The 26,385-nt window shown below is 71.3% G+C and carries 24 protein-coding genes; 6 read left to right on the top strand and 18 right to left on the bottom strand.

From position 1 onward, the window contains the following. Positions 1-100 precede the first annotated feature (100 nt). The 4 genes from MFF26_RS07055 to MFF26_RS07040 form a co-directional block, all read right to left on the bottom strand. Positions 101-2,305 carry an FAD-dependent oxidoreductase gene (locus MFF26_RS07055; RefSeq protein ID WP_137829379.1) on the bottom strand — a complete coding sequence of 735 codons (2,205 nt, stop codon included), beginning with the start codon at positions 2,303-2,305 and terminating at the stop codon, positions 101-103. A gap of 170 nt (positions 2,306-2,475) precedes the next feature. Continuing rightward, on the bottom strand, positions 2,476-2,961 hold the full coding sequence (locus tag MFF26_RS07050; protein ID WP_137829380.1) for a DUF2059 domain-containing protein: 486 nt from the start codon (positions 2,959-2,961) through the stop codon (positions 2,476-2,478). Between the two features lie 121 nt (positions 2,962-3,082). After that, a complete protein-coding gene (locus MFF26_RS07045) occupies positions 3,083-4,291 on the bottom strand; it encodes an acetyl-CoA C-acetyltransferase (protein ID WP_137829381.1) in 1,209 nt (402 codons plus the stop codon). 74 nt (positions 4,292-4,365) lie between these two features. Next, positions 4,366-6,156 (bottom strand): acyl-CoA dehydrogenase C-terminal domain-containing protein, encoded by a 1,791-nt coding sequence (locus MFF26_RS07040; RefSeq protein WP_137829382.1) that lies wholly within the window; start codon positions 6,154-6,156, stop codon positions 4,366-4,368. A gap of 449 nt (positions 6,157-6,605) precedes the next feature. Here MFF26_RS07040 and MFF26_RS07035 point away from each other — a divergent pair, with 449 nt between their 5' ends. Beyond that, positions 6,606-10,067, top strand: a complete 3,462-nt coding sequence (locus tag MFF26_RS07035; protein WP_137829383.1) for an SEL1-like repeat protein — start codon at positions 6,606-6,608, stop codon at positions 10,065-10,067. A gap of 85 nt (positions 10,068-10,152) precedes the next feature. On the opposite strand, the gene MFF26_RS07030 is transcribed toward MFF26_RS07035, so the two are convergent. Beyond that, positions 10,153-11,097, bottom strand: a complete 945-nt coding sequence (locus MFF26_RS07030; protein WP_137829384.1) for an alginate O-acetyltransferase AlgX-related protein — start codon at positions 11,095-11,097, stop codon at positions 10,153-10,155. A 197-nt stretch (positions 11,098-11,294) separates the two neighbouring features. Here MFF26_RS07030 and MFF26_RS07025 point away from each other — a divergent pair, with 197 nt between their 5' ends. From MFF26_RS07025 to MFF26_RS07015, 3 genes are read left to right on the top strand one after another with little or no spacing between them, the layout of a single operon-like run. Then, positions 11,295-11,777 (top strand): 2'-5' RNA ligase family protein, encoded by a 483-nt coding sequence (locus tag MFF26_RS07025; RefSeq protein WP_137829427.1) that lies wholly within the window; start codon positions 11,295-11,297, stop codon positions 11,775-11,777. Next, a complete protein-coding gene (locus MFF26_RS07020) occupies positions 11,774-12,577 on the top strand; it encodes a phosphatase PAP2 family protein (protein WP_137829385.1) in 804 nt (267 codons plus the stop codon). The genes MFF26_RS07025 and MFF26_RS07020 overlap by 4 nt, the downstream gene beginning before the upstream one ends. A 47-nt stretch (positions 12,578-12,624) precedes the next feature. Beyond that, entirely contained in the window at positions 12,625-13,962 is a 1,338-nt protein-coding gene (locus MFF26_RS07015; RefSeq protein ID WP_373324374.1) for a Gfo/Idh/MocA family protein, read from the top strand. Positions 13,963-14,050: 88 nt separating this feature from the next. Here MFF26_RS07015 and MFF26_RS07010 read toward each other — a convergent pair whose 3' ends face one another. From MFF26_RS07010 to MFF26_RS06955, 13 genes are all read right to left on the bottom strand, one after another. Then, positions 14,051-14,197 carry a hypothetical protein gene (locus tag MFF26_RS07010; protein ID WP_171015461.1) on the bottom strand — a complete coding sequence of 49 codons (147 nt, stop codon included), beginning with the start codon at positions 14,195-14,197 and terminating at the stop codon, positions 14,051-14,053. A 140-nt stretch (positions 14,198-14,337) separates the two neighbouring features. Further along, positions 14,338-15,633, bottom strand: coding sequence for a M16 family metallopeptidase (locus tag MFF26_RS07005; protein ID WP_137829386.1), 1,296 nt, complete (start codon positions 15,631-15,633; stop codon positions 14,338-14,340). 79 nt (positions 15,634-15,712) lie between these two features. Then, positions 15,713-17,125: a threonine synthase gene (gene thrC, locus MFF26_RS07000; protein WP_137829387.1), complete on the bottom strand. Its 1,413-nt coding sequence runs from the start codon at positions 17,123-17,125 to the stop codon at positions 15,713-15,715. A 234-nt stretch (positions 17,126-17,359) separates the two neighbouring features. Beyond that, the gene (locus MFF26_RS06995) at positions 17,360-19,144 is read right to left on the bottom strand and encodes an ATP-binding protein (protein WP_238307790.1); all 1,785 of its coding nucleotides are present in this window, start codon (positions 19,142-19,144) and stop codon (positions 17,360-17,362) included. Further along, complete coding sequence (locus tag MFF26_RS06990) at positions 19,134-19,505, bottom strand: circadian clock KaiB family protein (protein ID WP_137829389.1); 372 nt, start codon at positions 19,503-19,505, stop codon at positions 19,134-19,136. Before MFF26_RS06990 ends, MFF26_RS06995 begins: the two co-directional genes overlap by 11 nt. Then, positions 19,502-19,846, bottom strand: coding sequence for a circadian clock KaiB family protein (locus MFF26_RS06985; RefSeq protein WP_137829390.1), 345 nt, complete (start codon positions 19,844-19,846; stop codon positions 19,502-19,504). Before MFF26_RS06985 ends, MFF26_RS06990 begins: the two co-directional genes overlap by 4 nt. After that, positions 19,843-21,555 carry a circadian clock protein KaiC gene (gene kaiC, locus MFF26_RS06980; RefSeq protein ID WP_137829391.1) on the bottom strand — a complete coding sequence of 571 codons (1,713 nt, stop codon included), beginning with the start codon at positions 21,553-21,555 and terminating at the stop codon, positions 19,843-19,845. The genes MFF26_RS06985 and kaiC overlap by 4 nt, the downstream gene beginning before the upstream one ends. 260 nt (positions 21,556-21,815) lie before the next feature. Further along, a complete protein-coding gene (locus MFF26_RS06975; protein WP_137829392.1) occupies positions 21,816-22,034 on the bottom strand; it encodes a hypothetical protein in 219 nt (72 codons plus the stop codon). An 11-nt stretch (positions 22,035-22,045) separates the two neighbouring features. Continuing rightward, a complete protein-coding gene (locus MFF26_RS06970) occupies positions 22,046-22,300 on the bottom strand; it encodes a hypothetical protein (protein WP_171015462.1) in 255 nt (84 codons plus the stop codon). A 19-nt stretch (positions 22,301-22,319) separates the two neighbouring features. Further along, positions 22,320-22,604: a hypothetical protein gene (locus MFF26_RS06965; RefSeq protein ID WP_137829393.1), complete on the bottom strand. Its 285-nt coding sequence runs from the start codon at positions 22,602-22,604 to the stop codon at positions 22,320-22,322. Positions 22,605-22,727: 123 nt separating this feature from the next. Then, the gene (locus tag MFF26_RS26445) at positions 22,728-22,859 is read right to left on the bottom strand and encodes a hypothetical protein (RefSeq protein ID WP_281405166.1); all 132 of its coding nucleotides are present in this window, start codon (positions 22,857-22,859) and stop codon (positions 22,728-22,730) included. Positions 22,860-22,926: 67 nt separating this feature from the next. After that, positions 22,927-23,283: an MmcQ/YjbR family DNA-binding protein gene (locus tag MFF26_RS06960; RefSeq protein ID WP_137829394.1), complete on the bottom strand. Its 357-nt coding sequence runs from the start codon at positions 23,281-23,283 to the stop codon at positions 22,927-22,929. A 24-nt stretch (positions 23,284-23,307) separates the two neighbouring features. Then, the gene (locus MFF26_RS06955) at positions 23,308-23,550 is read right to left on the bottom strand and encodes a hypothetical protein (RefSeq protein ID WP_137829395.1); all 243 of its coding nucleotides are present in this window, start codon (positions 23,548-23,550) and stop codon (positions 23,308-23,310) included. Between the two features lie 153 nt (positions 23,551-23,703). Between MFF26_RS06955 and MFF26_RS06950 the strand changes: the two genes are divergently transcribed. Then, positions 23,704-25,989 (top strand): xanthine dehydrogenase family protein molybdopterin-binding subunit, encoded by a 2,286-nt coding sequence (locus tag MFF26_RS06950; RefSeq protein WP_238307789.1) that lies wholly within the window; start codon positions 23,704-23,706, stop codon positions 25,987-25,989. Positions 25,990-26,152: 163 nt separating this feature from the next. Continuing rightward, entirely contained in the window at positions 26,153-26,350 is a 198-nt protein-coding gene (locus tag MFF26_RS06945) for a hypothetical protein (protein ID WP_137829397.1), read from the top strand. Positions 26,351-26,385: the final 35 nt, after the last annotated feature.

Below are 26,385 nucleotides of genomic sequence, written 5' to 3'. Positions count from 1 at the left end.
CGCGATGTGCGGCTCGGGCCAAGAACGAAAGCGGAGCGGCTCGGTTCCACCTGCTCCGCTCAACCCTCTCCCGCGCAGGGGAGAGGGTCAGCGGCGAGCCCTACGCCGCCCGCTTCAGCGCGTCGTAGAAGCGCCCGCCATGGCCGGCCATCGCCAGCAGGTTGTCCGGCGGGGTGAAGCGGGCGCCGTGCTTGGCCTCCAGGGCACGGGCGAGGTCCACGAAGGCGGACGCCCCCATGAAGTCGATGTAGGAGAGCGCGCCGCCGGTGAACGGCGCGAAGCCGAAACCGAGGATCGAGCCGACATCCGCCTCGCGGGGATCGGTGATGACGCCTTCCTGGACCGTGCGGGCGGCCTCCAGCGCCTGCACCACCAGAAAGCGGTGCTTCAGCTCCTCGACGTCGATGGAATCCGGGTCGAGCCGGGTCGGCTGGATCTCGGACAGGCCCGGCCAGAGCTTCTTCTGGCCGCCCTCCGGGTAGTCGTAGAAGCCGCGCTTGTTCTTGCGGCCGAGGCGCCCGCGATTTTCCACCATCTCGAGGAGCAGCCGCTTCTGGTCCGGATCGATCGCGCTTGAGCCGAGCTGCGCCTCGGTGGCTTTCAGGATCTTGAGGCCGAGATCGAGCGCCACCTCGTCGTTGAGGGAGAGGGGGCCGACCGGCATGCCGGCCATGCGGCCCGCATTCTCGATCATGGCGGGCGGCACGCCCTCCATCAGCATCTTGTGGCCTTCCTTGACGTAGGCCAGGACGCAGCGATTGGCGAAGAAGCCGCGGGCGTCGTTGACGACGATGCCGGTCTTCTTGATCGCCCGCACGTAGTCGAGGGCGGTGGCGACCGCGCGGTCGCCGGTCTGCGTGCCGCGGATCACCTCGACCAGGAGCATCTTCTCGACCGGCGAGAAGAAGTGGATACCGACGAATTGCTCGGGCCGCTTCGAGACCTTGGCGAGCCCCGAGATCGGCAGCGTCGAGGTGTTGGAGGCGAAGATCGCGTGCTCCGGCAACGCCGCCTCGACCTTGCCGATGACCTCGGCCTTCACCGCCGGATCTTCGAACACCGCCTCGACCACGAGGTCGCACGTGCCGAGCGCCGCGTAATCCGACGTGGCGGTGATGCGGGCGAGCAGCGCGTCGCGGTCGGCGGTCTTGGCCTTGCCGCGGTTGATCTGGCCGGTGATGAGCGTGTGGCAATGCGCCTTGCCGGCATCCGCCGCCGCCTGGTCGCGGTCGATCAGCACGACCTCCATGCCGGCCTGCGCGGTGACGTAGGCGATGCCCGCCCCCATGAAGCCCGCGCCGACGACGCCGACCTTGCCGATCCGGGCCGGCTCCACGTCCTTCGGCCGGCGCGCGCCCTTGTTGATCTCGCCCATGGAGATGAACAGCGTGCGGATCATCGCCTGCGCCTCCTTGGTGCGCAGGATGTAAGCGAAGTAGCGGCTCTCGACCTTCAGCCCGAGATCCATCGGTAGCTGCAGGCCCTCGTAGACCGAGGCCAGGATCGCCTTGGCGGCCGGGTAGTTGTCGTGGGTCTCCCGGCGGTAGATCGCGTTGGCCGGCGGCCAGATCATCATGCCGGCGGGCGAGTAGACCTTGCCGGACGGCGCCTTGAACTTCGGAACGTCCCAGGGGGCGACCGCCGAACCGCCGGCCTTGATCCACGCCTTGGCCCGCTCGACGATCTCGGCGGCCGGGGCGACCTCGTGGGCCAGCCCCATGTTCTTGGCCATCAGCGGGCGGATCTGCTCCCCCTTGAACAGCATCTGCAGGGCATCGCCCGTCTGCATCAGGCGGGCGACGCGCTGGGTGCCGCCGCCACCGGGAAACAGGCCGACCTTGATCTCGGGGAGACCTACGCGGGTCTTCTCGTCGTCGGCGAGCACCCGGTGATGGCAGGCGAGCGCCAGCTCGAACGCGCCGCCGAGGCACAGGCCCTGCACGGCGGCGGCGAACGGCTTGCCGCAGGTCTCGAGCTTGCGGAACACGAGGCTCAGGCGCCGTGACGCCTCGAAGAAGTGGCGCATGGCCACTTCCTCGCCCTCCGCCGCCTTGAGGCGCTCGTACTCGGCGCCCAGCCCCTGCAGCATGGTCAGGTCGGCGCCGCCGGAGAAGTTCGGCTTGCCCGAGGTGACGACGCAGCCCTTGATGGTCGCGTCCGCCACCACCGCATCGACGATGCCCTCCAGCTCATCCATCACCGCCATGGTGATGACGTTCATCGAGCGGCCCGGCATGTCCCAGGTCGCGAGGGCGATGCCGTCGGCATCGGTCTCGAAGCGAAAGTTTTTCGTGGACTCGCTCATCGCTCTTCCTCGCACCTCCCGTCGAGCCGGCGGCCGGGGCCGCCCGCGCCTCGGGCGCCGGTTCCCCGACGCCCCTGTCAATCGTCGCCTGGGACCGTCCTCGCCTACGGACCTTGGCCGGGCCCGGGGCGGCCCGGCCTCCTCCGCGCCGTCGTTACGACTTGGCCCGGTTACTTAGCCGGAACCGGCATCCCGCCCGGCATGCCACCCTTCTGATCGCTCGCGGCGGCGAGCGTCAGCATGTTCAGGAGCCGCGTCACCACCGCCTGCGACAGCAGGTTGATCTCCGACTTCGGATCGGCGTTGACGGCCTGGAACTTCTGGTAGGTCGGATCCTCGTAGATGGCGCCGAGGCGCTTCAACTCGTCGAGGCTGAACTTCTCCGCATATTGCTTGGACAGGCCATCCAGCAGCTCGCCGCGCTGCTTGTCGAACTCGGCCCGGGCTTCCTTGCGCACGGTCTCGGCGCGCTCCTCGGGCATGGTCGAGACCGTCTTCTCCAGGGCACCGCCGAAGCCGGTATCGAGGTTCTTGAGCACCGTCTTCTCGGTCAGCGTCTTGGCGACGGCGAGCTTGTCGGCCGCGTCGTCGGCGCGGGCGCCGAGGGGCAGGGCCAGCGCGGTGGCGAGGCACAGGGCGGCGGTCAGGGTCTTCATCGTGGCGTCTCTCCCGTTCTTGGTCTGGGCCCGCGCCCGGCGCGAAAGGGCGCGGCGTGAGAGGCCCTTAACAGCGTTTGCCGTCGGAGGGCAGGGCGACGCGGCGCCGCCCGACCTCGCCTCACACGCGCTCGATGATCGTGGCGGTGCCCATGCCGGCGCCGATGCAGAGGGTCACCAGCGCGCGCTCCCGGCCGGTGCGCTCCAATTCGTCGAGCACGGTGCCGAGGATCATCGCGCCCGTCGCCCCGAGGGGATGGCCCATGGCAATGGCGCCGCCGTTGACGTTCACCCGGGCCGGGTCGAGGTCGAAGGCCTGGAGATAGCGCAGGACCACCGAGGCGAAGGCCTCGTTGATCTCGAACAGGTCGATGTCGGACAAGTCCATGCCGGCCCGCGCCAGCACCTTCTTCGTCACGTCGACGGGGCCGGTCAGCATCAGCGCCGGGTCCGAGCCGATATTGGCGAAGGCCCGGATGCGGGCGCGGGGGCGCAGCCCGGCGGCGTCGCCCGCCTCGCGCGAGCCGATCAGCACCGCCGCGGCGCCGTCGACGATGCCCGACGAATTGCCCGCATGGTGGACATGGTCGACCGCCTCGACATCCGGATGGGCATCGACCGCCACCGCGTCGAAGCCGCCCATCTGGCCCATCTGGACGAAGGAGGGCTTGAGCTGGCCGAGCGACTGCATGTCGGTCGAGGGCCGCATGTGCTCGTCGCGGTCGAGCAGGGTGATGCCGTTGATGTCGCGCACCGGCACGACCGAGTCCTTAAACAGCCCCTCGGCCCAGGATTTCGCCGAGCGCTTCTGCGACTCGACGGCGTAGGCATCGCAGGCGTCGCGGGAGAAGCCGTACTTGGTGGCGATGAGGTCGGCGGAGATGCCCTGCGGCATGAAGAACGACTTCACGGCGATCGCCGGATCGACCGGCCAGGCGCCGCCGGAGGCGCCAATCCCGATGCGGCTCATCGATTCGACGCCGCCGCCCACCGTCATGTCGTGCTGGCCGGCCATCACCTGGGCCGCGGCGAAGTTGATCGCGTCGAGGCCCGAGGCGCAGAAACGGTTGATCTGCACGCCCGGCACGTGGGTGCCGTAATCGGCGACCAGCGCGGCGGCGCGGGCGATGTCGCCCCCGGCCTCGCCGACGGGATCGACGCAGCCGAGCACCACGTCGTCGACGCGCCGGGTGTCGAGGCCGTTGCGGTCCTTGAGGGCGCGGAGGGCCGTCTCGGCCAAGCGGAGCGCCGTGACCTCGTGCAACGACCCGTCCGGCTTGCCGCGTCCGCGGGGGGTGCGGACGTGATCGTAGATATAGGCCTCGGGCATATGCGCTTCCTCGTGTCCGTCCCAATCCGCGCGGTCGTCCCCTCCCGGCGAGGGGAGGAGCGAACGCCACGCGTTTAAAACGCCTCCGCCGCCAGCGCCATGGTCGTCTCCGACCCGGCCTTGATCCGCGCGAGCCTCAGGGTCGTCTCCGGCAGCATCCGCTCCATGAAGAAGCGTCCGAGCACCAGCTTGGCGTCCATCCGCTCCGTGTCGCGCCCCTCGGCCTTGGCCGCCAGCGCCGCCTTAGCGATCTTGCCCCACATGTAGCCCAGGACGACAGTGCCGAGCAGGTGCATCAGGTCGGTCGCCCCGGCGCCCGCATTGTCGGGCTTGGTGAAGGCGTTCTGCATCAGCCATAGGACGGCGCCCTGGAGGTCGTTCAGCGCCGGCTGGAGCGGCACGACGTAGGGCTTCATCCCCTCGTCCTCGTCGTGGTCCTTGATGAAGGTCTGCACCTCGGTGAGGAAGGCCATCATCGCCCGGCCGCCGTCCTTGGGCAGCTTGCGGCCGATCAGGTCCATCGCCTGGATGCCGTTGGCCCCCTCGTAGATCATGGCGATGCGGGCATCGCGCACGAACTGCGACATGCCCCATTCCTCGACATAGCCGTGGCCGCCGAACATCTGCTGGGCCTCGACCGCGTTGGCGAAGCCCCGATCGGTCAGCACGCCCTTCACCACCGGGGTCATCAGCCCGAGCCGGTCGTCGGCGGCCTGCCGCTCGGCGGCGTCCTGCGAGCGGTGGGCGATGTCGGATTGGAGGGCCGTCCACAGGACGAGCACACGGGCCGCCTCGTTGAAGGCGCGGATCTGCATGAGGGTGCGGCGCACGTCCGGATGGACGATGATCGGGTCGGCAGCCTTGCCGGGCTCCTTGGCGCCGGTCAGCGCCCGGCCCTGCAGGCGCTCGCGGGCATAGGCGACCGCGTTCTGGTAGGCGGCCTCGGACTGGCCGAGCCCCTGCACGCCGACGGCGAGGCGCGCCTCGTTCATCATCACGAACATGGCGTTGAGGCCGCGATTCGCCTCCCCGACCAGCCAGCCCTTTGCACCGTCGTAGTTCATCACGCAGGTGGAATTGGCGTGGATGCCCATCTTGTGCTCGATCGAGCCGCAGGACACGCCGTTGCGCGCGCCCAGGCTGCCATCCGCGTTCACCAGGAACTTCGGCACCACGAAGAGCGAGATGCCCTTGGTGCCGGACGGCGCGCCCTCGATCCGGGCGATGACGAGGTGGACGATATTCTCGGAGAGGTCGTGCTCGCCCGCCGAGATGAAGATCTTGGTGCCCGACAGGCTGTAGGAGCCGTCCTCGTTGGGTACCGCCTTGGTCTTGAGAAGCCCCAGATCCGTGCCGCAATGCGGCTCGGTGAGGTTCATGGTGCCTGTCCAGACGCCCTCGACCATCTTCGGAAGATAGGTGCGCTTCTGCTCCTCCGAGCCGTGGACGAGGAGGGCCGCGATCGCCCCCTGGGTCAGGCCGGGATACATGCTGAGCGCGAGATTGGCCCCGGAGGCGAAATCCTGCATCACCGTGCTGAGCAGGTGAGGCAGGCCCTGGCCGCCAAATTCCTCCGGAACCGACAGGCCCATCCAGCCGCCCGAGGCGAAAGCCGTATAGGCTTCCTTGAAGCCCTTCGGCGTCGTGACGCGGCCATCCGCGTGCCGGGTACAGCCCTCGCGGTCGCCGGACAGGTTGAGGGGCGCGAACACGTCCGAGGCGAGCTTGCCGCCCTCGGACAGGATCGCCTGCAGGACGTCGGACGACGCGTCGGAGAAGCCCGGCAGATTGTCGTGGCGGTGGATGGCCAGAACGTCTTCCAGGAAGAACAGCGTGTCCTCGACCGGGGCCCGATAGCTCGGCATCGCGTCAGCCTCCCGCAGGAATTCGGGCGGACCACCCTCGCCGCCCGCAGATAGTTCATATCTAAACTATCACGGCGGATCACTGCAAGGCCCGCCCCGACGTCCAAGGTTTCAATCACGAATCGATGAATCGAAGAGGTAAAGCGCGTTCCGACATCGTCCGGCACCGTTGTTGCGCGGCGGCGCGGCGAAATCTGAAACGATCTTATGACAGACAGATGAGCAAGGCTTAACGGCGAACCGTAGATCACCCGAATTCTTCAATCGGGGCGCTTCCGGCGCGAACGATCAGGGAATGCAGTTTCCTCGTCCCGGCTCGGCTTCTTAACCAGCCATTTACCAAGATTGTTAAAGGTCGCATCAACCGTTCCGATCCTTGCCCCGTCCCTGACCGGACGGGTCAGCGTCCGGCCGGACCCCGGACGCTGCCGACACCGGATCTCCGTGCGATGAGCAAGACCGCCCCGATCAGCATCGACAGCTTCGACCCGGAGGTGCTCGCGGCCGCCCGCGAGGTCGCCAAGCGGGCGGGCGTGCCGCTGGAATCCTGGATCGAATCCGTGACCGCGCCCGGCTCCGCCCCGGAGGACGCGAAGGCGGACAGTCGCTCCGGAGAATCGAGCCCGGCGCGGGAGGCCGCCGAGACGTCGCAGCCGGCCAAGGCGCAGCGCGGCGCCATGTCCGCCGCCGAGGCGGCGCCGCTCAATGCCTCCCTCGCCGCGATGATGCAGCGACTCGACGCCCTCGACCGCTCGCTCAACGAGGAGCGCGAGGCCTCCAAGACCGCCGCGTCGCGGATGATCGGCGAGATCGAAGCGCGGCTCGCCGCGAAGCTGTCCCCCGCTGCCACGGCGGAGGAGACGCCCGCCGCCGTGACCGGGCGCTTGGCCGAGATCGAGCGCCAGATGAGCGAGATCGCCGGTCAGCTCGCCGCCCCGCGTCCGCTGGGACGCCGCGGTCGGCCACTCGCCAGCGAGATGCGCGACGCCGTGGCCGAAGTGCGCCGCCGTCAGCGGGAATTGGAGGAGGGTGCCGAGCGCCCGGCCGCCATCGCCGACGCCGCCGCGTCCGCGCGTCCCGTGGCAGGGGAGGCGGTCGGCCTGCCGTCCCCGGCCATCGTCGAGCTGCAACAGGAAACGACGCGCCTGCGCGACTCGCTCGGCGGCCTCGCCACCGGCCGCGATGTCGGCGCGCTGGAACAGACCATGCGCGCCCTGGTGACCGACATCCAGCGGGCGCGCGAACCCGGCGATTTCGCCGCCATCGCCGCCCCGATCGAGCTGATGCGGGTGCAGGTCGAGCGGCTGGCCGAGGACGTCGCCGAGAACGTCCATGCCCGGGTCGCGGGTGAGGTCGAGCGGCTGGCCAGCAAGGTCGACGGCGCCCTGACGGGCTCGGCGACGAGCTTCGCCGACCAGAGCGCGCTGGACACCGTGTTCCGCGAACTCGACGAGATTCGCCGTCTCGTCGCCGCCCTGGCGGGCCCGGAGCGGATCCAGAGCCTCGCGCAGAGCGTACAATCGATCAGCGCCCAGATCGCGCAGCTCCAGCGCGGCAGCGACGCCGAGGTCGCCGCCCTCAAGCCGCTCCTCGAAGAAATCCGCAGCGAGCTCAAGGGCCCCGACGAGTCGCGGGCGCTGCTCGGCCGGTTCGAGGCCCTGGCCGACCGCATGGACCGTGCCGCCGAGACCCCGGGGGGCAACCCCGTCGGCGACCTGATCGGACGCCTGGAGACGCTCGGCGAGACCATGCGCCAGCAACCCGCCGCGCCGAAGGACCTCGCCTCGATCCAGGGCATGCTGGAGACGCTGGCCGAGAAGGTCGACCGCGTCGGCACCGACGACCGCGGTCTCGACGCGCTGGAGCAGCACGTCGTCGCCCTCGCCCAACGCCTCGACGCCAAGACCGCCGACCCCGCGCTCGGCCGGCTGGAACGGACCATGGGCGAGCTCGTCGCCCAAGTGTCGGCCCTCGGCAAAGCGTCGGCCCTCAGCCAAGTGTCGGCCCTCGGCCACGCCGCGGCGGGCAAGGGCGGGCCGGATCTGGAGGCCGTGCTCGACCGCGTCACCCGCGAAGCGGTGCAGGGAGCCCTGTCGGGCGTGACGGCGGCGACGGTCTCGGACGGGGCGCTCGGCCTGCTGCGCGCCGACCTCGCCGAGATGCGCGCGAGCCAGCGCGATGCCGATCAGCGTCTCCACGCCACGATGGAAGGCGTGCAGGCCTTGCTGTCGCGCCTGAGCGACCAGCTCGATCGCCCCGCCGCCGCGACCATGACATCGGCCGGGGCGCTCGCCGCCGCGGCGCCGGATCGCGCCGGCAGCACGTTCGAACTCGCGCTGCCCGAGTCGCTCGCAGAGGTCCCGTCGCGGGAGCGCGCGGCCCACGAACGGCCCGCCGCGCCGAAGGGCGCCCCGCACAAATCCGCCGCGCCGATGCCGGCTCGCCCCCGTCCCGCCGTCCGGCCGGAGGACGTGCTGAGCGAGGTGACGCGCAGCGACGACGAGCTGCTCGAGCCCGGCGCCGGCCGCCCGGCCCCCGGCCGCCCGGCCGCGGAGGCACCGCTTCCGGCAGGCTCGGACATCAAGACGAGCTTCATCGCCGCCGCTCGGCGCGCCGCCCAGGCCGCGCAGGCGGAAGCCGAAACCGAGCAGCCGCTCACGACCCGCCTGCGCGAGCGGATCAGCGGGGGCGCGAGCCACGGGGCGAAGTCCGGCGCAATCGCCTCCGAGGGCGCCCAGGAAGGCGCCGTGTCGCGGATGCGCGGCGGCTTCGAGAAGCGCCGCCGGACCCTGCTCCTCGGCCTCGCCGCGGTGGTGCTGGCGCTCGGCGCCTATCAGGCCTTCCAGCTCAATGGCGGCGCGCCGTCCGAAGAGGCCGCCGCGCCGAGCGAGCGCAACGCCGTCGCCGCGGCGCCGGATGCGACCAAGATCGCCGCGGGCAAAGGTGCTGAGGTGAAGGGCGGCGAGGGCGCGACCGCCGACGCCAAGACGGCCGAGCAGAGCCCGGCGGACCGCGGCGCGGCACCCCCGGCGGCGGCCCGTCCGCCGTCGCAGAATGCCGCGCCTCTCGCCGATCCGGCCACCACGCAATCCTTGGCCGAGGCTGCGCCCCGGCCCGACGAGACCGGCCGGAAAGCCGCGCCCCACGCGATGCCGCATGTCGCGTCCATGGCCGGGCTCGGCGCGGATCTGGCGGGACTTCCGACGGCCCTGGCCCCCCTCAAGCAATCGGCCCTCGACGGCGACGGCGCCGCGATCTGGGAACTCGCCGGCCGCGCCGTCGAGGGGCGCGGCCTGTCGCGCGATCTCGCGGTGGCCGCCAAGCTGTACGAGCGGCTCGCGAGCGCGGGCTACGCCCCGGCCCAGTTCAAGCTCGGCAACGCCTACGAGAAGGGCTCGGGGGTGGTGCGCGACATCGCCCAGGCCAAGTCCTGGTATGGCCGGGCCGCGGACATGGGCAACACCCGCGCGATGCACAACCTCGCAGTGCTGCACGCCGAGAACCCGGCGGCCAATGGCCGGCCCGACTTCGTCACCGCGGCGAGCGCCTTCCGCCGCGCGGCCGAATACGGCGTGCGCGACAGCCAGTACAACCTCGCGGTGCTCTACGCCCGCGGCCTCGGCGTGAGCCAGGATCTGGTCCAGTCCTACCTCTGGTTCTCCGCCGCCGCGGCGCAGGGCGACGAGGAGGCCGGCCGCAAGCGCGACGAGGTCGCCGGCAAGCTCAACCCGGCCGATCTCGCCCGCGGGCGGGAGCTGGTGGCCGGCTTCAAGCCCAAGGCCGCCGATCCCGCCGCCAACGAGGCGCCGACGCCCAAGCTTCAGGCCGCCGCGCCGCCGACTTCGCTCATCGGCGCGCCCTCGCCGAACCTGCCATCCGCCAACGCCCTCCCGAAGCGGGCGGGGGTGTAGGACGATCCCGGCGGTCGTCGACGGCCGGGAGAATCCATTCGAAAGGCGGACGCATCGTCCCGGATCGAAGATCCAGGATCGTTGTCTAGGCCGCCGGTGCGGCCTCCGCCGGGCGCACCGGATCGTCCATCTCAGGCCGCGCGCAGGCCGTGACGTCGAAGCTGTCGTCCGGCAGGCGGGCGAGGAAGCGCTCGGCCATCTCGACCATCAGGATGTCGGGCCGCACCCGCTCGACATAGGCCCAGTCCAGGCTCGACGACCAGACGAAGTGCATCTCGCGGAACGATTCGGCGAGCAGGCTGGTGAGCAGGATCGGCGCGTAATGCGCGTAGGAATCGCCGAACAGCACCAGCGTGCGCGGGTCGGCATGGGGCGAGGGGTTCCGGTAGATCACGTGGGCGCCGACATGCAGGTCGCCGGCCCGCCCCGCCGCCTCGTAGGCCTCGACCAACGGGCTCGCGTAGCTCCGCGAGGCCTCGCGCAGCACCGCCCAGTTCACCACCGTCTCGCGGGGGCGGTCGGGCAGCTTGTCGCCGAGGTCCCACAGCCCTTCGGTCTCGAAGCGGCGGCGCTCGGCGATGTCGGGCGGGGGCACCGCGCCGCAGGCCCGCATCAGGGCGCGATAGCCGATCAGGCAGCCGTCATAGGTCCAGTGGGAATCGGTGCGCCGGAACAGCGGCACCGGGCCGTCGCGGGCCGCTCGGAGCGGGGCGACGAGATCGACGAAGCCGCTCATCCGGTCGAGCCGACGCGCGAGGCGCCGGGCCGGAGACAGGCGCGGATCGTAGGCGAGATCGAGGGTCCGATCGTCGTAGATCGTAAGCTTCTCGGGAACGATGGTGTGGATGGCGCGGATGCCGAGCCGTTGCGCCCGGGCGGTACGGGCCTCGATCAGCCGGGCCCAGCGCCGCAACTGCCACCAGCCGGACAGCGTGCGCCGGTATTGGTCGAGGACGCCGTTGGTGCCCCCGATCAGGAACAGCCATCCCTCGCGTCCCCGGTGGACGAGTTCTCGGTTCCTGCGGGTCATGGCGCTGTCTAATCGCAGCGCCGGCCCGTGAACAGCGCAGCCGCGTCACAGGCGACATGGCTGGAACCGCGACGCGCCTGCGCCATCTCTTGCCTGATCCGCGCCTCAGCGCCGGAGGATTGCCCGCCCTATCGCTGCGAGTGCCCCCTTTCGTGCCACCTTCGCCCGAACCCGACCCGTTGATCCTGACGCTGCAGATGGATGCGGCGGCCTTCGCCGAATTCGACGGATTGCGGCGGCGCCACTTTCCGGAGGCGCTGAACCATATCCCGGCCCACGCGACCCTGTTCCACCACCTGCCGGGCGACGATCCGGCGGCGGTGATCGAGACGGTGACGGCGCTGGCCCGCACCGAGGGCCCGCCGGAGGTCGCGGTCACGGGCGTGCGCTTCACCGGGCGGGGCGTCGCCTACAGCCTCGATTCCGAGCCCCTGGCGGCCTTCCGCGGCCGGGTTGCGGGCGCGTTCCGCGAGGCCCTGACGGCGCAGGACCGGCAGGGCTGGCGCCCACACGTGACGGTCCAGAACAAGGTCGCGCCCGACAAGGCGCGAGCGCTGCACGCCAGCCTGTCGCAGGATTTCGCACCCACGCGGTTCCGGGCGCCGGGGGTGATCCTGTGGCGCTATCTCGGCGGCCCCTGGGAGCGGCTCGCGGCGATCCCGTTCGGAGGTGCGGCATGAGGATCCCCGAACTCGCCCGCAACGGCGGCGGCGCCCTCTGGCGCGGCTCCTCCGCCTTCTGGCTGCGGCTCCACCTCAACGAGGTCGGCCCGCTGGTCTCCCTGCTCGCGGTAAGCACGCTCGGCTACGCCTTCTTCGCCCTGGCCTACGAGGTCGGCGAGGGCTCGACCGCCGCCCTCGACCGCAAGATCCTGCTCTCCCTGCGCAACCCGGCCGATCTCGCCGATCCCCTCGGCCCCGCATGGCTGGAGGAGGCGATGCGCGACATCACCGGCTGGGGCAGCGTGGTGACGATCGTGTTCCTTACGGCCGCCGCCGTGATCTACCTCGCCCTGTCGGGGCGGCGGCGGGTCGCGGTGTTCGTCCTCGCCGCGGTCGGGGGCGGGGAGGCGGTCTCGACCGTGCTCAAGCTGTTCTACCACCGCCCGCGGCCCGACCTCGTGCCGCACGGCATGGAGGTGTTCACCGCGAGCTTCCCCTCCGGCCACGCCATGATGTCGGCCATCGCCTACCTCACGCTGGCGACCCTGCTCGCCCGCGTCGAGCGGCGGGGCCACGTCAAGGCGCTGATGCTGGGGCTCGGCATCGTCATGACGATCTCGGTCGGGATCAGCCGGGTCTATCTCGGCGTGCACTGGCCGAGCGACGTGGTGGCAGGCTGGTGCGTCGGCGCCGCCTGGGCGGCCTTGTGCTGGTTCGTGGCGCTCCAGCTTCAGCGGCGCGGCGAGGTGGAGGATCCCGATCCCACCCCCGCGACGACGGGCCAGGGGGCGACCAAGGGAACCGTCCCGCCGACGTGAGACGTTCCGCCTCGTATCGTCGGAAGCGAGGCCCACGAGCGAGGCCCATGAGCGAAGACCGGAGCGAAGACTTGCGCAAGACCCCGCACCTGTCGCGGCGCATCCTCCTGGCGGCGGGCAGCGCCGGCCTCACCGGCGCGGCTCTGGGCCTCGCCGGACGGGCGCAGGCGCAGGGCGCGCCGCCCGGTCCCTCGGTGCCGGCCGATACCGGCGCGGTGCAGGGCGAGCGCGTGGTCTTTCCGAACTGGCGCGATGCGGGCGATGCCCCGCCCCCGCCGCCGCCCGCGCCGATGCCTCCGGGGGAGCGGGTCGGCTTCGCGATCGTCGGCCTCGGCCGCCTGAGCCTGGAGGAGATCCTGCCGGCCTTCGGCGAGGCGAAGAAGGCCCGGCCCGTGGCGCTGATGTCGGGCTCGCCGGAGAAGGCGAGGCTCACCGCCCGCCAATACGGGATCCCCGACGACGCGGTCTACGGCTACGACCAGTGGGACCGGCTGAAGGCCAATCCGGCGGTCAAGGTGGTCTACATCGTGACCCCGAACGGCCTGCACCGGGACAACGTGCTGGCCGCGGCGGCCGCCGGCAAGCACGTGCTGTGCGAGAAGCCGATGGCCAATTCCTCCGCCGAGGCGCGGGCGATGATCGACGCCTGCCGTCAGGCCGGCGTCAAGCTGATGATCGCCTATCGCTGCCAGTACGAGCCGTTCAACCGCGCGGTGGTGCGGCTCGCCCGCTCGGGCGAATTCGGCCGGGTGAAGATGATCGAGGCGTTCAACGGCCAGACCACGGCGCTCCCCGAGCAGTGGCGCCTGCGCCGGGCGCTGGCGGGCGGCGGGGCGCTGCCCGATATCGGTCTCTACTGCCTCAACGGCGTGCGCGCGCTGCTGGGCGAGGAGCCGGTCTCGGTCCAGGCGCAGATTGCGACGCCGGAGAACGATCCGCGCTTCAAGGAGGTCGAGGAGAGCGTCGCCTTCACGCTCCGCTTCCCCTCCGGCGTGATCGCGCAATGCGGCACCAGCTACGGCGTGCACGAGAGCCGCGAGTTGCGGGTCCACACGACCAACGGCGCCATCGCCCTGCACAACGCCTTCGCCTATCGCGGCCAGCGCCTCAGCATCGCCCACCGCGAGGGCAGCCACGTGCAGCGCGACGAGCCGGTGCTGACCCCCAAGAACCAGTTCGCCCTCGAACTCGACCACATGGCCGAGTGCGTCCTCAAGGACCGCCAACCCCGCACGCCGGGCGAGGAAGGCCTGCAGGACATGATCCTGATGGAGGCGATCTACGAGGCGGCCCGCACCGGCGCCACGGTCAAGGTCGGGCCGCTGGCCGGGACGAGGGAGGGGCTGGACGCCACGCGCGGGCCGGCGCTGGAGGAGGGGAAGTAGGCGGCGTTCGGCCGACCCGGTCGGTCTCCGCTCGGCTCCCCCGTCATCGCGAGGCGGCGCCGAAGCGAGAGGCCGAACGGCGCCCGAATCACTCTCCCCAGCGGATGAACAGGGCGATGGCGAAGATGGCGAGGATCGCGAGCAGCCACGCCTCGCCGACCGTCAGCGCGTAAGCCACGAGCCCGAGGAAGACGAGGGTGATGCCGAGCATGGTCGCGACGGCGACGGGATTCATGGGGCTCGCTCGATGGCCGCTCCCGGCAGCGCCTTCGTCGGCTGGCCGGGCTCCGAAAAATAACCCAGGGCGGGAACGTGCGTCACCGCCCATCTTCCCTCGATCCCTGCCGCGCGCGGGGCCCGGTGCGGGGCTTCCGGTCAGGCGCCGCGCAGCGCCCCGGCGATCTTGGCGAGCGGCGGCAGCCCCTTGAGGGGACCGATCGCGGCGAGCGTCGGCGCGCCGTCGAGCAGGGTCCGGGCGGCGGCGCGGGTGTCCTCCACGGTCACGGCATCGACCTTGGCGATGAGTTCCTGCGGCGGGATCACCCGGCCCCAGGCGAGCAGCTGGCGGGCATTGCGCTCGATACGCCCGCCCGGCGTTTCGAGGGCCGAGAGCAGCGAGACCTTGAGCTGCGCCTTGGCGCGGGCCAGCTCCGCCTCGTCGAGCTGTTCGGCCGCCTCGCGCGTCGTGGCGATGGCGACCTCGACGAGTTCGGGCAGGTCCGCCCCCGAGGTGCCGGCGCCGATGCCGAACAGGCCGCAATCGGCGAACGGCCAGTGGAAGGCCTGGATCTCGTAGGCGAGGCCGCGGGTCTCGCGCACCTCGTGCCAGAGCCGCGAGGTCAGGCCGCCGCCGAGGATCTGCGAGAACAGGTGCAGCGCGTAGTAACCCTCGTCGCGGAAGGACAGGCCCGGCAGGCCGAGCACGAGGTTGGCCTGTTCGAGGCGCTTGCTCATGCGCCGCTCGCCGCCGCCATAGACGCCCGTCACGACCGGGGGCGCCTCCACGGCCTTGAGCCCGCTGAAATGCCGCTCGGCGGCCGCGACGATCTCGGCATGCTCCACCGCCCCGGCGGCGGCCAGCACCATGCGCCCCGGCACGTATTCGCGGGCGATGTAGGCCTCGATCGCGGTTCGGTCGAACGACGTGATCGTCTCCGGCCGGCCCAGGATCGGGCGGCCGATCGGCTGGTCGGGAAAGGCGGTCTCGATGAAGGCGTCGTAGACCACGTCGTCGGGGGTGTCCTCGACCGCGGCGTATTCCTGCAGGATCACGCCCTTCTCGCGGGCGAGTTCGCCGGCATCGAACACCGAATGGGTCAGGATGTCGCCGAGCACGTCGAGGGCGACGCGGGCGTCCTCGCCGAGCACGCGGGCGGTGTAGCTCGTGCTTTCGGTGCTGGTGGCGGCGTTGATCTCGCCGCCGACATTCTCGATCTCCTCGGCGATGGCGCGGGCCGAGCGGGTCGCCGTCCCCTTGAAGGCCATGTGCTCGATCAGGTGGCTGAGCCCGTGCTCGTCCGCCCGCTCGTGGCGGGAGCCCGCCCCGACCCAGACGCCCAGAGTCGCCGTGGCCACCCCCGGGATCGTCTCGCTCGCAACGGTGAATCCGTTGTCGAGCCGCGTCACCGTGAGGCCGGGCGAGGCGCCGAACGTCGAGAAATGCTGGTTCATGGACCCTCGTTCTGTCTCGTCACACGTCCGCCGCGCCGGGAACGGGAACCCTCGCTGCCCGGGCGTTCCATGAGGCCTCTCAATCGCCCCGCGTGATGCGCGCGTGCTCGATGATGTAGCGCTCGACCGCGGCCTGATCGTTGGCGAGATTCGCCACCGTCTCGGGCCGGGTCATCAGATCGGCGAGGTGCGGCGGCAGCTCCGGGCGCCCGGCCCCGGTCGCCTGCGAGACCGCATCGGGGAACTTTGCCGGGTGCGCGGTGGCGAGCGCGACCACGGGCGTGGCCGCGTCCTTCTCCAAGAGGCGGCGGGCGGCGCGGACGCCGATGGCGCTGTGGGGATCGAGCACCATGCCGGTGCGGCGGAAGGTGCCGGCGATCTCGTCGGCCACATCTGTCTCGTTCACGGCGGTGGCATCGAACTCGTTCCGGACGGTGGCGAGGACGTCGGGGCTCAGGGAGAAGCCGCCGGACTGCTTGAGTCCGTCCATGAGACGGCCGAGCGAGGAGGCGTCGCGCCCGAGTGCCTCGAACAGCAGCCGCTCGAAGTTCGAGGAGATCTGGATATCCATAGAGGGCGACGTGGTGGGCTGCACGCCGCGGGGCTCGTACGCGCCGTGCTCGAGCGTGCGGGCCAGGATGTCGTTGGCGTTGGTGCCGATCATCAGCCGCTCGATGGGAAGCCCCATGCGCTTGGCGACCCAGCCGGCGAGGATGTCGCCGAAATTGCCCGTGGGCACCGCGAAGGAGACCGGCCGGTGCGGCGCGCCGAGGGCCACCGCGCTCGTGAAGTAATAGACCGTCTGCGCGGCGACGCGCGCCCAGTTGATCGAGTTGACGCCGGAGAGCCTCACCCGGTCGGCGAAGTCGCCGTGCTGGAACATCGCCTTCACGAGGTTCTGGCAATCGTCGAAATTGCCCTCCACCGCGAGGGCGTGGACGTTGGGCGCGTTGACCGTGGTCATCTGCCGCCGCTGCACCTCCGAGACCCGCCCGTGCGGGAAGAGGATGAACACGTCGACCTGATCGAGACCCTTGAACGCCTCGACCGCCGCCGATCCGGTGTCGCCCGAGGTCGCGCCGACGATGGTGGCCCGGGCGCCCTTCTTGCGCAGCACATGGTCCATCAGCCGCCCGAGGAGCTGCATCGCCACGTCCTTGAAGGCGAGCGTCGGCCCATGGAAGAGTTCGAGCAGGAACAGGTTGTCGTCGAGTTGCGCCAGCGGGCAGATCGCCGGATGGCGGAAGCCCGAATAGGCCAGCTCGATCATGGCATCGAGTTCGGCATCGGGAATCTCGCCGTCGATCAGCGGGCGCAGGACGCGCTTGGCGACCTCGGCGTAGCGCATCCCCGCGAACCCGGCGATCGTATCGCGGGAGATCTGCGGCCAGCTCTGCGGCACGTAGAGGCCGCCGTCGCGGGCGAGCCCGGCGAGCAGGGCATCGGAAAAGCTCAAGGGCGCGGCGGCACCGCGGGTCGAGACGTGCAGCAAGGGGGCCTCCGGGAAGGCGGCCCCTTTACACCCTTCGTGGCCGCCTGTCGAAGCGGAGAGAATGTGTCGGCGGGTGGCCTTGCCCCATACCGTCCCGCCGTCATTCCGGAGCCACGGAGCGGAACCCGGAATCCATGACGGGCGCCGCCGCTTCGCGAGGCCCTGCATCACGGGCGGATGCCGGGCTCCGCCGCACGCTCCGGAATGACGTCGAAGAGCGCGGGGCCGGCGGGCTCACCCCCGCCGCACGCCCTTCCGCTGCCTCGCCCGGCGCAGGATCCGGGAGAGATCCTCGACCGAGTAGGGCTTGTGCAGCAGCGGGAAGCCGTGATGCTGATCCTCGGCCAGGACATGGCTGTAGCCGGAGGAGAGCACCACCGGGATGTCCGGCCGCCGCTTCTGGATGACGCGGGCGAGGTCCACGCCGTTCATGCCCGGCATGACCACGTCGGTGAAGACCACGTCGAAGCGCTCCGGCGTCCGCTCCAGCTCGGCGAGCGCCTGATCCGCATCCATCGCCCAGACCGTGCCGTAGCCGAGTTCGGCGAGCGCCTGGGTCGCGAAGGCGCCGACCTCGCGATTGTCCTCGACCACGAGCACGCAGGTGCCGTGGCCCGGCGCCAGCGGCTCGGGCTCCTCCACGGCCTCGGTCGGGGTGGGGGCGAGCCGGGCCCGCGGCAGGAACAGGGTGAAGGTGGTGCCCTCGCCCAGGACGCTCTCGACGGCGATGTCGCCGCCCGATTGCTTGGCGAAGCCGAACACCTGGGACAGGCCGAGGCCGGTGCCCTGGCCGACGCCCTTGGTGGTGAAGAACGGCTCGAAGATGCGGTTGAGGTCGCCGGGTGCGATGCCGGAGCCGGTATCGCCGATCGACACCGCCACGAAGTCGCCGACCACTTCCGGGTGAGTGCGCAGCGCCGGGATGCGGGTGGCATGGCCGACGCGGATGCTCAGCGTGCCCTCACCGTCCATGGCGTCGCGGGCGTTGACGACCATGTTGACGAGGGCCGTGTCGAACTGGCTCGGATCGGCCTCGACGAGGCAGGCATAGGGCTCGCCCGCCGCGTCGAAACAGGGATCGATCCGGGTCTTCACCTGGATGCGCGCGCCCGTCAGCGTGCCGACCATGTCGGCCACCGCCGCGACGCCGCGCCCGGCATCGAACACCTCGGGCTTGAGCGCCTGGCGCCGGGCGAAGGCCAGCAGCTGGCCGGTGAGCTTGGCCGCGCGGGCGACCGTGTCGGAGATCGCCTCGACGTAGCGGCGCCGCCGCTCCTCGGGCAGGTCCGGGCGCTTCAGCAGGTCGGTCGAGGACTTGATGACGGTCAGCAGGTTGTTGAAGTCGTGGGCGACGCCGCCGGTGAGCTGGCCCACCGCCTCCATCTTCTGCGATTGGCGCAGGGCCTCCTCGATCCGCTCGCGCTCGGTCACCTCGGCGCGCAGGCGCGCATTGGCCTCGGCGAGTTCGCGCAGGCGCACCCGCTCGGCGGTGAGATCGGTGAGCACGCCGCAGAGTAGGGCGCTCCCGCCGCTCTCCAGGCGGCTCAGCGAGAGGTAGCCGGGGCGCTCGCCGCCGGCGCCGTCGCGCAGGCAGAGCTCGCCGCGGGCCGGCGCCTGGGCCGCATCCTGCTGGAGCCGGGCCAGCGTCTCCGCCTCGCCCTCGGCAACGAAGCGGGCGAGCGGCTGGCCGGTCAGCCGCTCCTGCGGGATATCCAGCATCTCGGCAAGCCGGCGGTTGCCGTAGAGCACCGTCCCGTCCGGTCCGAGGGTGAAGGCGCCCTCCTGGATCTGCTCGATCAGCACCCGGTAGGGCCGGTCGGCATTTTCCAGCGTGTAGACCAGCCGCTCGCCGGCGGCCCCCTCGACGACGACGGCGTCGAAATCACCCCGGCGGATCGCCGCGAGCGTGTCCTCGGCCTCTTCGAGGCGCGCCTCCAGTTCGCGGATGCGTGCCTGCGGGTCGGACGCGGCGGCGGTTCCGCTTTGCGGATCGGCCCCCGGAACCGGGTCAGGCGACATCGGGGCCTCCCAATCCGGGCGCCGGATCCTGCTGCTGCTGTTGCTGGGCCACCTGAAGCGACGCGGCGGCGACCGAGCCCGGGTCTGCCAGGCCGAGGGTGCCGAGGACGCGGTGCGCATCGGTCAGGTCGCCCGCGACGCGGCGGGCGGGCAGGGGGCTCAGGCGCAGCAGGGTTGGCGCCGCCACGACGCCGTCGCGACCGGCCAGGCCGGGCTGCTGGTACAGGTCGACGATCTCCAGATCGCAGGCACCGGCGAGGGGCCCCTCGCACAGGCGGCGGACGCTCTCGATGGTGCGCGTCGAGCGCGGCGACGGCCCGGCGACGTAGAGGCGCAGGCGGATGCGGTCGGGCGCGCTCAAGACCGTCCGGCCTTCGCGGCGGCCGGCGACGGCCCGAGATCGGACCGGATGTCGAGGCCGACGAGCACCTTCTCGGTGTTAGAGAGGTCGCCGATGATGCGCTTGAGCGGAGCGGGCAGGCGGCGCACCAGGGTCGGGATTGCCAGGATCTGGTCGCCCGCGGCGAGCTGCGGATTCTGCAACAGGTCGACCACCTCGATCTCGTAGCGGCCGGCGAGGTGTTCCTCGCAGAAGCGCTTGAGATTGCTCATGGCGGCGAGCGACTTGGCGGTCTGTCCGGCCACGTAGAGGCGCAGGCGGTAGCGGCCCTCCTCGGACTCGGCGGATTGGGTCACGCTCATCCTTCGCCTCCCCGGCGGGCGGCGCGGTCGCGCCGCTCACTCGCCAGCAACGTCTCGCGCCGCTCGTCCTCGTCGAGGAGGATCGCCTCCTCCTCGCCCACCGCCTCCAGGCTGGCACGCAACTCGTCGATCTGCCGCTCCAGGGAGCGGCGGCGGCGCTCGGCCTCGCGCTGGCGGCGGCGGTTCTCCTGCTGCCGACGCAGCGCTTGCGCCGCCTCTTCCGCCTCCCGCACCACCCGCGCCGTTCCGGTCAGCACGCCCGCCGGACCGATATAGGCGTCGACGAGGTGAAGTCCGTTTTCCGACATCACGAACTCGCGCACTTGGTTCGAGTGGCGCATCCCCCGCGCCTTGATGACGTAGAGCGTGCGCGAGCGCTCGCCGTTGGCCTCCACGTTGAGGAGCTTGATCCAAGCATCCATCAGCGAGGAGACGCCGATATCGCCGTCGCGGCCGAGTTCGCCATCCTCGCGCAGGCTGGTGAACACGGCGGTGATGCCCCGGCTCTTGAGCAGATCGGCCATGCGCAGAACCGTCGCCTGGAGTTCGGCATCCGGCCCGCGCAGCGACGAGAGCGGATCGACCACCACGAGGTCGGGGCGGAAGCGGTCGATGTCCCGCTGCATCCGGGCGAGATGCATCTCCAATCCGAAGAGGCTCGGCCGGGCCGCCTCGTACCGGAGCAGACCCGACTCGACGTGACGGGCGAGATCGAGGCCGATGGAGCGGGCGTTGCGGACGATCTGCTCGCCGCTTTCCTCGAACACGAAGGCCATGCAGCGCTCGCCGCGGGCGCAGGCGGCCTCGATCAGGCTGGCGCAGATCATGGTCTTGCCGGTGCCCGCCTCGCCCGAGATGAGAATCCCCGAGCCGCGATAGAAGCCGCCCGCGCCGAGCATGGCGTCGAGACCGGCAATCCCGGTGGCGACCACCCCCTCGGAGACGGGGTAATCGAGTTCGGCCGAGGTCACGGGGAGGACGCTGATGCCCTCGGCGTCGATCAGGAACGGGTACTCGTTGGTGCCGTGGGCCGAGCCGCGATACTTCACCACCCGCAGGCGCCGCGTGGTGATCTGGTCCTCGACCCGGTTGTCGAGCAGCACCACGCAGTCCGAGACGTATTCCTCCAACCCCTGGCGGGTGAGCTGGCCCGCGCCGCGCTCGCCGGTGATGATCGCGGTGAGGCCGCGTTCCTTGATCCAGCCGAACAGGCGCCGAAGTTCCGCCCGCAGCACGGCCTCGTCGGTGAAGCCGGAGAACAGGGTCTCGATCGTGTCGAGGACGATGCGCTTGGCACCAATCGAATCAACGGCGAAGCCGAGGCGAATGAACAATCCTTCGAGGTCGTACTCGCCGGTCTCCTCGATCTCGGAGCGCTCGACCCGCACGTGGTCGATGGCGAGCTGCCCGCCCGCGATCAGGCCGTCGAGGTCGTAGCCGAGGGAGGCGACGTTGGCGACGAGGTCTTCGGCCCGCTCCTCGAAGCTCATGAACACGCCGGGCTCGCCGTAGCGCGTCGCACCGTTGACCAGGAAGGTCGTGGCGAACAGCGTCTTGCCGCAGCCTGCCGCGCCGCAGACGAGGGAGGGCCGGCCGGCGGGAAGACCGCCGAAGGTGACCGCGTCGAAGCCCTCGATGCCGGTGGCGGCCTTCGGCAGGGCCGACCGGGAAGCGGGCGCAACGCCGAATGGGGCCGGAGGCTGGGTCATCGCGGGGCCTCGGCCAAGGGCGGGGTCTGTCCTGTCAGCGGTCGGGAGGCAATTCGCTTCGCCGCTCAGGCATTCCGCCGGAATACGGATCGGGGCTCGTACTTCAGGGTCGCTTCGATTGACAAGACGCCACAGCTTCAGTGCCCGACTCCGTTCGACGACGGACAGACCTTCCGCAGGCCGCGCGCCACCCTCATCTGGTACACGGGCGGACCGTGAGGCGGGTGATGGTGCCGATCCGTCCCTCCGCGCCGAGGGCGCTACAGGCTGATCTCGGGACCGTGCTTCTCGCCGTCATCCGGCACCGGCCCCTCCTCGCCCTGCCAGGGCAGGCTCTGCCAGGGCGGCTGGCCCGCGCGGGCCTCGTACACGTCGAGACTCAGGGTCGCCTCGCCGCCCTCCGCATCCGCCACGCGGACATGGCTCGGCCGATCCTGCTTGGGCGGGCAGAGATAGAGGCCCTTGAACGAGGTCGCCATCGTCGCCTCCGTCAGCCCAGTGTCTCGGGACGCTCGCCATCGGACGAACGGTCCTGGGACGAGCGGTGGTGGGTGGCCGGCCGGGTGCGCAGATAGCCCTTGTAGCGCAGGTATTCGGCGACGATCTCGCAGATCGCCCGATCCCGCGGCAGGCGCTCGACCGCGCAATGCTCGTCCAACGCCGCCACGACCTCCGGCGGGAATGTCAGGATGCCGGACAGTTTCGGCGTCCCGTCCGTGCCCGCCGCGTCCTCGACCGTGTCCAAGGCTCGCTCTCCTTCTCGCTCACACCCCCGACCCGGCGGGCGGCAGGCCCTGTTCCGGGGTCGGCACCACGCCGAGGGGGCCGTCCTCGGCCCCGGTCGCACCGAGGCGCCGCAGCAGGGCCTCGTAGGTCTGGATCGCCGGCGACTGCGTCTGCACCGCCCGCGTGTCGGCGAGGAGCCGGCGGACATCCTCGACGAACAGCCGCTTGGCCTCGGCACCGCCCTCGGCCGTTTCAAACAGTCGGCCGATGGCCACTTCCATGAGCCCGGCCAGCAGGCCGAGCCGCTCGATCTCGTCGGTCATCCGATATGTCTTTCAGCGCCCCTAGGCCATGCGGCTGTTTCCGGGAAACAGCCGCATGGCCTATCTCACTATGGCCGCACGATGATTCCGGTTTACCAGATCGTGCTCCAGCAGCGCCGGGCCTCAGCTCGGCTGCTCCTCGACCTCTTCCAGATCCTCCTCCGGCAAGGGCTCGGCGGGGGATTGCGACGGGGTCGGCGGATCGCGGTCCGTCTCCTTGTCGTCGCCGGGCCGGGGGCTGTCCGATCGCGTCACCGTATCCGCTCCTTGATGGTTGCCGGGATCAAGCCCGCATCCGCGGCGGCGGTTCCGCGGCGGGCGATCACGGATCGAGCGCGAGGGCGGCGGTGCGCGCGACCAGGGCGGGGGGCGCCGTGTTGCGCCAGGCCGCGAGCAGGCCCGAGCGCAGAAAATCCTCGTCCACGGCGAAGAGTTCGAGGCTAGTCCAGCCGCGCTCGCCCCAGGCGCCGGGGACGGCCTCGCAGGCGTCCGGTTCCGCCTCGGTCGCCGCCGCCTGCTGCTCCGGCGACAGCCGCAGGACGACGCGCTCCTCCTCGGTCCAGAGCGTCGCGAAGATGCGCCCGCCGACGCGAAAGTCGGGGTGGCCCTGATGGGCGCCCTCGACCGCTTCCGGGAGCATCAGGGCCAGGGCGCGCACATCCTCCGGCTGGCACGACATGCCCGATTCTCCCTCGTCCCGCGCCTAGACCGGGCGGCTCGCCGGCGCCTGCCACGCGACGTCCGCATGCTCGCGCACGTCGCCGGAGCGCGTGCCGGTATCGGTGTCGCTGACCCATTCGCCGGGCTCGGCAATCTCTAGAACCTCGTCCTCGGGATAGGCAGCCTCGACGAAGAGCCGGGCCTCTCCCTCGGCGGCGGCCCGCACCGTCACGAGCGGGCGCTCGCCGCCCGCCCCGCGCACCCGGGCGATGAACAGCTTCGACATGACGGCTCCTGCCTCTTCCCGATTTCGTATCGTCTTCGGCTCGTCAACGCGCGGCCCGGCCCGATGGTGCGGCGGACGGACTTGCGCGGATTTCGCGCGGCAACCGCTTCGGTGCCCCTCCGGTTGCCTGCCCGACCTCGAGAGGACAGGACGATGCCGGACGCGCCCCAGACGACCGACCCGGACGGCCGGCTCGGCCATCCGCAGGTGCGGATCGACGGCCGGGCCAAGGTGACGGGCGCGACCCGCTACGCCTCCGACATCGCGCTGCCGGGCGTCGCCCATGCGGCGCTCGTCACCAGCCCCATCGTGCGGGGGCGGATCCTCGGCTTCGACCTCGACGCGGCACGGGCCATGCCCGGCCTTCTCGGCATCTTCACGCATCGCGACTTCGCGGACGCGATCCGGCCGGTCGCCCATCTGATGGCGGGCGGGTATGCCAACACGTCGCATCGTCCCCTCGGTTCGGACCGGATCGCCTATGCCGGGCAGATCGTGGCACTCGTCGTCGCCGAGACGTCGGAGGCCGCCCACGCCGCCGCGGGCGTCGTGCGGGTGCGTTACGCGCCGGAGCCCTTCGCGGGCGGGTTCGACGAGCCCGGCGCCGAGGCGGTGCGCCTCGCCGACCTGAAATCCGATCACGCGGACCCGCGCGTCGGCGACGACGCGGCGGGGTTCGCGGCGGGGCCCGTGCGGATCGAGGCCCGCTACGAGACGCCGATCCAGCATCACAATCCGATGGAGCTGTTCACCACCGCCTGCGCCTGGGAGGGCGGGCGGCTGACCGTGCACGAGCCGACCCGCTACGTGGAGGCGGTGCGCCACGGGCTCGCCGCCCAGCTCGGCATGGCGGCGGCCGATATCCGCGTGGTGTCGGGCCCCCTCGGCGGCCATTTCGGCTCGAAGCTCGCGCTGTCGCAGCACACCGCGCCGGTGGCTTTGGCGGCGCGTCGGCTCGGGCGGCCGGTCTCGCTGGTGCCGACGCGCAAACAATGCTTCACCATCGCCAATTACCGGCCGGAGAGCCGTCATCATCTCCGTCTCGCCGCGACCCGCGACGGGCGCTTCACCGCGCTGATGCACGAGGCCGAGGTGACGACCTCGCGCTTCGATCCCTTCGCCATGGAGGGCACGGACGTCACCGCGCGCCTCTATGCCTGCCCGGCGATCCGCGCCGAGGAGCGGGCCGTGCGGGTCGACCGGAACACGCCGGGGCCGATGCGGGCGCCGCCGGAGGTGCCCTACCTGTTCGCCCTCGAGAGCGCGGTCGACGAAATGGCCGAGGCGCTCGGCCTCGATCCGATCGAGCTGCGCCGACGCAACGACACCGACCGGGAGCCGATCGCCGGAAAACCGTTCTCCAGCCGCCCGCTGATGGCCTGCTTCGACGCGGGCGCCCGCGCCTTCGACTGGGGCCGGCGGGTGCCCGAGGTGGGGGCGATGCGGATCGAGACCGGGGAGGGCGCGTGGCGGGTCGGGCTCGGCTGCGCCGCCGCGGTGCGACCGGTGAAGACCGGGCCCGCGACGATGCGGGTGTCCCTCGACGCCGAAGGCGGCGCGCGGGTGGAGACGGCGCATCACGAGATCGGCAACGGCATCGCCACCCTGCTGGCGATGGGGGCGTCCGAGTGGCTGGGCGTGCCGATCGAGCGGGTCGCGGTCGGCCTCGGCGACACGGCGCTGCCGGCGGCGGGCCTGTCGGGCGGCTCCGCCACCACGACGAGCCTGATGCACACGCTGCATCTCGGCTGCGGGCAGGTGCGGGCGTGCCTCGCCGCGGCCGCGGCGACGGGACCGCTCCAGGGGATCGATCCGGCCTCGCTGCGGCTCGCCGAGGACCGCCTGCACGCACCGGACGGGCGCTCCCTGCCGCTCGCCGAGGCGGTGGCGCTCTGCGGCGGCACCGTCGAGACCTTGGCCGAATTCGTCCCCGAGGGCGCCAAGCCCGGCGCGCTGGACGCGGTGCGGGCCGGACGGATCGCGCTCGGGACCGGCGGGATGGGCGAGACCCTGTCCTGGGGGTTCGGGGCGCAGTTCGCCGAGGTGCATGTCCACGCGGAGACCGGCGTGATCCGGGTCGCGCGCCTCACCGGCGCCTTCGCGGCGGGCCGCGTGCTCAACCCGCTGACCGCCCGAAGCCAGCTCACCGGCGGCATGATCTGGGGGATCGGCTCGGCCCTGCTGGAGGAGAGCGTGCTCGACCGCGGGCGCTACCGCAACGACGACCTCGCCGAGTATCTGGTCGCCACCGCCGCCGACGCCCCGCGGATCGAGGCCGTGCTGGTGCCGGATGCGGACACGGCCGTGAACCCGCTCGGTCTGAAGGGCCTGGGCGAACTCGGGATCATCGGCGTCAACGCGGCCATCGCCAACGCCGTCCATCACGCCACCGGCCGGCGCCTGCGCCGCCTGCCGATCCGGGCTGAGGCGCTGCTGTAGTGCCGCCAGGGGCGGACGCGATCGACACGGGACGCGCTGCGACGGGCTTCCGCGTGCCGGCTATGCTTTCGGCGCCGCCGGCCCATGCCGTGTGCGGGGGTCGCCTTCACGGTGCGATGAGCTAGACGACGGCTCTCGTCCCGCCGACAACTGAATCGGTTTCATGCCCCAAGGTGCCGTCACCTTCCTGGGCCGCGGCCTCGCCTATGTGCGCGGCCAGCGGATCGTGCTGACGATCTGTCCGGTCTGCTCCCAGCGCAACGACCCGAAGGCGGCCGAGCGGGGTCGCTGCATGTGGTGTGCCTACGTGCCCGCCCCCGCCGATGTCCGCGCCGTGCCCGGGGGCGACAAGGCGGCCTGACCCGCGGCCGAGGATCCGCTCGCTTCGATCGCCCG

The organism is Methylorubrum suomiense, assembly GCF_022179765.1.
GTDB lineage: Bacteria > Pseudomonadota > Alphaproteobacteria > Rhizobiales > Beijerinckiaceae > Methylobacterium > Methylobacterium suomiense.
Note: the sequence above shows the minus strand (reverse complement) of the source record. Positions and strands in the feature narration are given on the sequence as shown.